This is a genomic window from Brevundimonas sp. UBA7838 (assembly GCF_002500885.1).
In the GTDB taxonomy this organism is placed as follows: domain Bacteria; phylum Pseudomonadota; class Alphaproteobacteria; order Caulobacterales; family Caulobacteraceae; genus Brevundimonas; species Brevundimonas vesicularis_C.
In genome coordinates this window covers 1-7,765 of sequence record NZ_DLTK01000007.1, presented here as the reverse complement: position 1 = coordinate 7,765, position 7,765 = coordinate 1, and the positions used below count along the sequence as shown (strand labels likewise).

Annotated in this window: 11 protein-coding genes and 1 tRNA gene; 10 read left to right on the top strand and 2 right to left on the bottom strand. The window is 65.7% G+C overall.

The annotated features are described in order from the left end of the window. Positions 1 to 131: 131 nt before the first annotated feature. Positions 132 to 746 (bottom strand): malonic semialdehyde reductase, encoded by a 615-nt coding sequence (locus B3T77_RS00470; RefSeq protein ID WP_292076017.1) that lies wholly within the window; start codon positions 744 to 746, stop codon positions 132 to 134. Between the two features lie 156 nt (positions 747 to 902). Here B3T77_RS00470 and B3T77_RS00465 point away from each other — a divergent pair, with 156 nt between their 5' ends. Together B3T77_RS00465 and recR are read left to right on the top strand one after the other, a co-directional pair. After that, positions 903 to 1,232, top strand: a complete 330-nt coding sequence (locus B3T77_RS00465) for a YbaB/EbfC family nucleoid-associated protein (protein ID WP_039244052.1) — start codon at positions 903 to 905, stop codon at positions 1,230 to 1,232. Next, complete coding sequence (recR, locus tag B3T77_RS00460; RefSeq protein WP_055754449.1) at positions 1,232 to 1,834, top strand: recombination mediator RecR; 603 nt, start codon at positions 1,232 to 1,234, stop codon at positions 1,832 to 1,834. Before B3T77_RS00465 ends, recR begins: the two co-directional genes overlap by 1 nt. 5 nt (positions 1,835 to 1,839) lie before the next feature. Here recR and B3T77_RS00455 read toward each other — a convergent pair whose 3' ends face one another. Beyond that, complete coding sequence (locus B3T77_RS00455) at positions 1,840 to 2,202, bottom strand: hypothetical protein (RefSeq protein ID WP_292076008.1); 363 nt, start codon at positions 2,200 to 2,202, stop codon at positions 1,840 to 1,842. Between the two features lie 120 nt (positions 2,203 to 2,322). Between B3T77_RS00455 and B3T77_RS00450 the strand changes: the two genes are divergently transcribed. The 8 genes from B3T77_RS00450 to B3T77_RS00415 form a co-directional block, all read left to right on the top strand. After that, positions 2,323 to 3,540 carry a DNA recombination protein RmuC gene (locus B3T77_RS00450; protein WP_292076005.1) on the top strand — a complete coding sequence of 406 codons (1,218 nt, stop codon included), beginning with the start codon at positions 2,323 to 2,325 and terminating at the stop codon, positions 3,538 to 3,540. Between the two features lie 85 nt (positions 3,541 to 3,625). Next, positions 3,626 to 4,084 (top strand): hypothetical protein, encoded by a 459-nt coding sequence (locus B3T77_RS00445; RefSeq protein ID WP_292076002.1) that lies wholly within the window; start codon positions 3,626 to 3,628, stop codon positions 4,082 to 4,084. A 3-nt stretch (positions 4,085 to 4,087) separates the two neighbouring features. Then, entirely contained in the window at positions 4,088 to 4,294 is a 207-nt protein-coding gene (locus B3T77_RS00440) for a helix-turn-helix transcriptional regulator (protein WP_039244055.1), read from the top strand. Next, complete coding sequence (locus tag B3T77_RS00435; RefSeq protein ID WP_292075996.1) at positions 4,291 to 4,941, top strand: hypothetical protein; 651 nt, start codon at positions 4,291 to 4,293, stop codon at positions 4,939 to 4,941. The genes B3T77_RS00440 and B3T77_RS00435 overlap by 4 nt, the downstream gene beginning before the upstream one ends. 44 nt (positions 4,942 to 4,985) lie before the next feature. Then, positions 4,986 to 5,948: a TraB/GumN family protein gene (locus B3T77_RS00430; RefSeq protein WP_292075994.1), complete on the top strand. Its 963-nt coding sequence runs from the start codon at positions 4,986 to 4,988 to the stop codon at positions 5,946 to 5,948. Positions 5,949 to 6,030: 82 nt separating this feature from the next. After that, positions 6,031 to 6,105, top strand: a tRNA-Gly gene (locus tag B3T77_RS00425). A 421-nt stretch (positions 6,106 to 6,526) separates the two neighbouring features. Next, entirely contained in the window at positions 6,527 to 7,093 is a 567-nt protein-coding gene (locus B3T77_RS00420; protein ID WP_292075992.1) for a hypothetical protein, read from the top strand. A gap of 276 nt (positions 7,094 to 7,369) precedes the next feature. Beyond that, positions 7,370 to 7,765: hypothetical protein (locus tag B3T77_RS00415; protein ID WP_292075990.1), on the top strand; the 396-nt coding region annotated here is incomplete at its 3' end.

The window sequence follows — 7,765 nt, the reverse complement described above, 5'->3', positions numbered from 1 at the left end:
CTCAGGCGACCCCGGCGGCCCCGCCCGCCGCGACGGCGTCTGCGCCCCCCAACACCTGATCGTTCCGGCGATGAACGACAAAAGGGCGGCCCGACGGGCCGCCCTTCTTCGTTTCGGGCTGAGCGCTCGGCTCAGAGGATCTGCGCGGCCTCGTCGAACGACAGGCGCGGCGAGCGCGCAAACAGGTTCTCGTCCGAGCCATAGCCGAGGTTGAGGATATAGTTCGGCTCGACATGGCTGTCGGGGAAGAACTCGGCCTTCACGCCGGCGGCGTCGAAGCCGGACATCGGCCCGACATCCAGGCCCAGGGCGCGGGCGGCGATGGTGAGATAGCCGCCTTGCAGCGAGGCGTTGCGGAAGGCGGTCTCACGCCGACCGGCCTCGTCGGCGAACCAGGCCTTGGCGCCCGGCGCGTGGGGGAACAGGGCGTCGAGATGATCGTGGAAGTCCATGTCCTGACCGACGATCACCGTCACCGGGGCCTGCTGCGTCTTGTCGCGATTGCCTTCGCTCATCAGCGGAATCAGGCGGGCCTTGGCCTCGGGCGAGGTGATGAAGACGAAGCGGGCGGGGGACCCGTTGACCGCTGTCGGCCCGAACTTGGTCAGGTCATACAGCTTGCGCAGCAGTTCCGGCGCGACGGGGCGGTCGGTCCAGCCGTTGCGCGTGCGCGCCTCGGTGAACAGTTGCGACAGAGCGGCGTCCGACAGCGGGACGTCGCGTTGATGAGTAGCGTCATAGGCCATGGGATGCGTTCCTGACTTAAATAGCAACGAGTACAGGTGCTAATTAGGGTGTTTCGCAACAGCCGCAAGCGCCAATCCCGAAAGACTGGGTTTCGATCTTGCGCAACGAGTACAAGCCCTCTGTCGCCCGGGCTTTGTTCGCCCTATCTAGAGGGCATGAAAGATCTGACCCAACTGATGCAGCAGGCGCAGGCAATGCAGCAAAAGCTGCAGGACGCCCAGGCCAAGATGGCCGAAACGATCGCCGAGGGCTCTTCCGGGGGCGGCCTCGTCTCGGTGTCCCTCAAGGGGCCTGGCGAGATTACGGCCATCAAGATCGACGACAGTCTGCTGAGCCCGGGCGAAGGCGAAATCCTGGCCGATCTGATCGTCGCCGCCCATGCCGACGCCAAGCGCAAGCTGGATGAGCAAAACAACGCCCTGATGCGCGAGGCCGCAGGCCCCATGGCCGGGATGAACATTCCCGGAATGCCGAAACTGTTCTGATGGCCGCCTCCGCCGGGCCGGAGATCGAACGGCTGATCTCCCTTCTCGCCAAACTGCCGGGTCTGGGCCCGCGCTCGGCGCGGCGTGCGGCGCTGGCTCTATTGAAGCGGCGCGAGCAGTTGCTGGTGCCGCTGGCGGCGTCGCTGGCCGAGACGGCGGAAAAGGTCGTGTCGTGCTCGGTTTGCGGCGCGCCGGATACGCGCGACCCCTGCGCCATCTGTTCGGACGGATCGCGAGACAATGGTCTGATCTGCGTGGTCGAAGAGGCCGGCGCCCTGTGGGCGATGGAGCGATCCGGCGCCTTTCGCGGCAAATACCATGTGCTTGGCGGACTGCTGTCCGCGCTCGACGGTGTCGGGCCCGAGCATCTGCGGATCACCGAACTGGTCGGGCGCGTCAGGGGCGGGGGCGTGCGCGAGATCGTTCTGGCCCTGCCGGCCACGGTCGATGGGCAGACGACCGCCCACTATGTCGCTGAGCGGATCGCCGGGCCGGATGTGGAGATCACCTCGCTGGCGCGCGGTGTGCCGGTCGGCGGCGAACTGGACTGGCTGGACGACGGCACCATCGTACAGGCCCTTCGCGCCCGCCGCCCGGCCTGACCGAGTTAGTTCGAAGGCACCGTCGGGGCGTTGACGTTCGGCGCTTCGCCCGTCGGTGTGGCGACGGCGCGGCCCGTCGAATCCGTTGGCGCGTCGGCGGCGGGCGGCGTCTGGCTGTCGCCCGCGAAAGCCTGGGTCTCGGCGGCGGCGGCTTGCGGCCCCGTCTCAGCGTTCTTGGCGTTGAAAGCGCCGTTGGTCACGAACCACAGTCCCAGCAGCAGCACTGCGGCCGCGAAGGTCGAGACCGCCAGTATGACGGCGATGCGCGGGTTCTTGCGGCCGCTGCGCACCAGTTCGGCGTCGACCGGCCGGCCGTCGTGCACCGCATCGGCGGCGGTGTCGTGGCGGTGGGGCTTTTCCGGGGTCATGGGCGGGTCCTTCGTGCAAATGGCTGAGACACCAACGTCATCGCAACGGCGACGTTCCGGACAAGCGGCGCCGGAAGGGCCCCGCTTCTCATTGAAGGCGACTCCCGTTAGGAACGGAGCATGAACATGCTTGTGCTGATCCTCGCTGTCCTGGCCGCCGCGTTCGCGGGCGGTTTTCTGTGGGCCTATATGGGCTGGCAGAGGACGAGCGGCGCGCTGGCGGCGGCGGAGGCCCGCATCGATCTGGTCGAGGAAAGCCGTGTGACCATGGGCGAACTGCTCAAGGCCCAGGCCGCGCAGTCGGCCCAGGTCGTGGCGGATCAGATGGTCAGTCGCGCGACCGAGACCTTCCGCGCTCAGGACCAGCTGGCGCGCGAGCGGATGGCCGCCCAGCTGAAACCTGTCGCCGACACCCTGACCAAGTTCCAGGAGCATGTCGCCGCGTTGGAGAAGACGCGGTCCGAAGAGACCGGGGGGCTGCGCGAGCAACTGGCCCAGCTGATGACGGCCTCGTCCGCCACGCGCGACGAGGCGCGCAAGCTGACCGAAGCCCTGCGCGGCAATACGGGCCGTCGCGGCCGTTGGGGCGAGCAGACCTGCCGCAATGTGCTGGAGGCCGCCGGCATGGCGGGGCGGTTCGACTTCACCGAGCAGACGTCCAGCGCCGACGACGAGGGCCGCCAGAACCGGCCCGACTTCATTGTCCGCCTGCCCGGCGGCGGCATGTTCGTGATCGACGCCAAGGTCCCGCTGGCCTTCGACGACGGGGAGGGCGACGAGGAGGCGCGCGCCCGCTCCGTCGGCCTGCGCACCGCCGCCAGCCTGAAGACCCATGTGCGCCAACTGTCGTCCAAGGCCTATCAGGACCAGTTCAAGCCCAGCCCGGATTTCGTCGTCCTGTTCGTGCCCGGCGATGCGTTTCTAGTCACGGCGCTGGACCATGAGCCGGACCTGATGACCCAGGCGATGGCCTCCCGGGTCGTCATCGTCACGCCCTCGACCCTGTTCGCCCTGTGCAAGGCCGTCGCCTATGGCTGGCGCGCGGAAGAGCAGGCGGCCAACGCCGACAAGGTCGCCGCCCTGGGCCGCGAACTCTACAAGCGGCTGTCGGTCATGGGCGGTCATGCCTCCGCCGTCGGGCGCGCGCTGGATACGGCCGTCGGCAAGTACAATCAGTTCGTCGGTTCGCTCGAAAGCCAGGTCATGGTCTCGGCTCGCCGGTTCGAAGATTTGCAGGTCGATCACGAGGGCAAGGCCTTGCCGGATCTGACGCCGGTCGAAACCGCCCCTCGCGCCATCGCCCGTCCCGAACTGATCGCCGCCGCCAAGGTCGAATAAAAAGCCTCGGCGTGGAAAGGGCGCTTGACAGCATCTGAGCGGGAATGTCAATGTAGCTTGTCAATAGGACAAGGGGTGTTGACTGATGCGCAAGTGGCGGCCGGTAATCAAGGCGACGGTGATCACGTTTGGCGGCGGCCTGTTGTTCGCCCTACTGGGCGGCGTCGTGGTCGGTTACACTTCCAGTGCGGGATGGATCGCGCCCGAGATGGGCGAACTGATCGTGACCGCTGTCTTCGCCGCCGCCATCATGGCCGGCGCCCTGTGGATCGGCGCCGAATGGATGCGCGTGATCGACGAGGCTGCGCGAGAGGCGCACAAGGCGGCCTGGTACTGGGGCGGCACGGCCGGCATGTGCGTGAGCGGCGTCGGCCTGATCCTGTCCTCGGCCGGGCCGTGGCGTGACATCATCGCGCGTGAAATCGGCTCGGGCGGCTCGCCCATCGACTATGTGTCCGCCGGCGCCGCCTTGATGATCGCCCCCATGCTGATTGGCTATACCGTCGTCTGGGTGTGGTGGTGGCTGGCGCGGATGCGGGGCTGAGCCATGAACAATCGTCTCAAGGTCCTGCGGGCCGAACGCGACTGGAGCCAGGCGCAGCTGGCCGAACATCTGGGCGTGTCGCGCCAGACCGTGAACGCGCTGGAGACCGGCCGTTACGACCCCTCCCTGCCGCTGGCCTTCAAGATCGCGCGCGTCTTCGGCCAGCCCATCGAATCCATCTTCTCGGACGATCAGGAGCCGACGAAATGAGGCCTTCCGCTATCTCTCCCGGATCCTGGCCACGCTGGGTTCGCGCCTTTGTTTTCGGCGCTGTCTTCGGGGTGATCGGCTACGGCGTCGGCGCCTGGCTGGCCAGGATCGCGCCGGGCGGACTCGGCCCGACCGACATGGACTTGCGCTGGTCGGACGGCCTGGCGATGCTGGTCGGCCTGGCCCTGGTCGCGGGATCGCTGTGGGCGATGTACGTCAGTTTGAACGCCGACCGCCTCGGTCGGATGTACAATCTGGATGGCCCTGCCTCGTCGGATGAGACGGCTCTGGCCCGGTTTCAGGCGCTGGTCATGGGCTTTTCCGGCGTCATCCTGACTCTGCCGGTCGTCTTCAGCATGGCGGGCGTCAATCCTGTGCTCGGCCTCAGCGCCGTCGGCCTTCTGCTGGTGCTCCACACGGTGATGAATGTGCGCATCTATCGCCAGGCCGACGAGCTCTTGCGTCGAGCGGTGATCGAGGCGGCGGCCGTCACCTTTCTCGCGGGGCAACTGGTCCTGTTTCTCTGGGCCGCCGCCGAGCGTATGGGCGCTGCACCCGCCATCACGGCCTGGGACATCTACGCCGTCCTGATGGCGCTCTATCTGGGTTGCTCCGTGTGGATCAGCGTGCGTCGCGGCCTGGCCTGATCCGTCCTGCTTCTCTTTCATTTTGGACAACAACGAGACATCTCATGACCTTCACCGATCGCCTTCTGTCGTCCGTTTCCAGCCTAGCGCGCGGCGCCGTCGGTGTCGCCGGCGGGCTGGCCCTGTTCGTCGCCATCGCCGGCGTCCCGGCCGACGCCCTGGCCCAGACAACGGCGCCCGCCGCCGCTGCGCCCATCCAGGGCCAGGGCCCCGCCCTGTGGGTGATCAAGGATGCGGATTCGACCCTGTATATGTTCGGCTCTGTCCATGTGCTTCGCCCGACGACCGGATGGGCCAGCCCCCGCGTCGAGGCCGCCTTCGACAGCGCCTCGGACATCTGGTTCGAGATCAGCAATCCGGATGACCAGGCCGCCATCATGCCGCTGATCCAGCAGCACGGTCTGTCGCCCGAGACGCCCCTGTCCAGCCGCCTGACGTCGGAAGAACACGCCGAACTGGATGCGGCCGCCAAGGCCATGGGCGCCTCCGCCGCCCAGCTTCAGCCGATGAAGCCCTGGCTGGCGGCGCTCAGCCTGTCGGTCGCGCCGCTGATCAAGGCCGGCTACGATCCCAAGTCCGGCGTCGAACTGGTGCTGAAGGCGCGGGCCGAAGCGGCGGGCAAGCCGATCCACGGCTTCGAGACCATCGACAAACAGATCGGCATCCTGGCCGGCCTGCCCGACGACGTGCAACTGGTCTTCCTGCGCGAGACGCTGAAGGACTACGAGAACGCCGCCATCAAGCTGGATGAAATGGTCGAGGCCTGGGCCCGGGGCGACGTCGCCACGCTGGACCGCGTCACGATCACGGAAATGAAGGAGGCTTCGCCGACGCTCTACCAAGCCATTCTGGTCGATCGGAACACCGACTGGGCCAACCAGATCCAGACCCTGCTCGAAGGCTCCGGCACTGCCTTCATCGCCGTCGGCGCCGCCCACCTGACCGGCGACGACAGCGTCCAGGCCATCCTGCAAAAGCGCGGCGTGACGGTCGAGGCGGCGCAATAACCTCTGCCTTGAGCGCGGCCGCTGCGGCGGCTAAGACAATCAACGCCGGAGCGCGCAGACGCCGCTTCGGCGTCTTTTCTGTGCGGGTGTAGTTCAGAGGTAGAACGTCAGCTTCCCAAGCTGAATGTCAGGGGTTCGATTCCCCTCACCCGCTCCAGTCCCGATCCTCGACACGTTGCCGCATCGGCTGCGGAGCGGCGCCATCTCGGGCAGCTACTCGATTTTGTGTGCCATTGTGAAACAGTTCGCTAGCGGTTGGTTGTCCCGCGATGGGACGCTGAGAATACACGTGCTCGCCGCCGAAGCACCGTGACTGGCGTCGTCAGCCTAGCCGTCCCGAAAGCGATGACCGAGTTCTGCGAACGCCGCGCACTTGCGGCAGCCTGACGCACAACGCTGTTCAGCAAACACATTGCATACCGCCGATCTTCGGCGTAAAGCGGCCACCGTTAACTATTTGTTAACCCAAGTCTGCCCGGCGCCGAACGTCTCGGTTCGGGGTGGCACGGCTTTTGGAAGGGGTGGGGCGAACCGTCAGGGTGACGGGCCGTCCTTGGGGACGAAAACGGGGTTGGGCAATGCAGAATTCATCGAAGCCTTTGCGCGCGTCGGTCCGCCGGCTGAGCGGAGCCGTTGCGCTGATCGTCGCCGCCACTGCGTGGCCGACCCTGGCCAAGCCTGTCGCCGACAACCTCGACGTGGGCAAGACCCTGAACGTCAACGTCGTGGGCCAGATCGTCCCACGTTGCGAGATACAGGGCGGCGGAGACATCGACTTTGGCGAACTGACGGGCGGCGAACGCGCTACCGCGCTTTTCGGTCTGAACTGCAATGTGCCGTTCGATCTGGGCGTGACTTCGGCGCGAGGCGGTCTGGCTCACGTCACCAAACCGCAAGGCGAAGGCCCGTTCGCGGGTGTCCTCCCCTATGACGTCACCTTGACCGTTCCGACGCTTCGGCCTGAACCCCGCACGGTGCAGGCCAGCTTCAGCAGCGCCGACCATGTGGGAATGCTGAGCAGTGGCGACGGCATCGCGGCCGGCGGCGGCAAGATCGAGTTCCGCACGCGTCAACCGGCCGGAGCAGGTCTTCTGGCAGGTCAATATACCGAAACCCTGACGGTGACGGTAACGCCTCGCGTCTGAACGATTAAGTTCAAGTTAATAGCGCATACGGAATAGATTCCGCGCTTGCATCAAGAAGAAGCAGGCGCATTTTTGCTTTAGTTGAGCAAAACGAAGATTTCGCGCGCCACGCGAATACGCCAAAAATCGTAGCTAACGGCGTTTTTTATTGTTGACCGTTTGTTAATGGAAGATTAACTGGACGAGATCGGACGGGGAGGGACTGCCGCCTCGGTCGACTATTTTTCGCGAAATCATTCGCTTGGAGAGACAGAAATGAAGAAGTTCGCTTCCCTGATGGCCGGCGCCGCCGCGCTCGCCATGATCGCCGCCCCCGCAATGGCCGACACCGTCTATCATGCTTCTGCCACGGCTGGCGTGACCGCCGGTCCGACCATCAGCCTGCCTGGTGTCGGTGGTGCCTATCTGATCCCAAACGCGACGATCAATGAAACGTCTGAGCCTCTGGCAGCCCCGTATCTGGCTGGCTTGCAGGCGTTGAACATCCATACGAACTCGAACCAGAACGTGTCGATGATCCTGATCCAAGGCAGCTCGGCCGCGAATAACGGCACGGCGTCAGACAACGACGGCGCGACCTTCACCCTTAAGGGTGCTGTGTCGACGGACTGCGCCTATTACACCGGCAACGCCTCGACCACGATCGACTTTGGCACCATCGGCATCTACGCT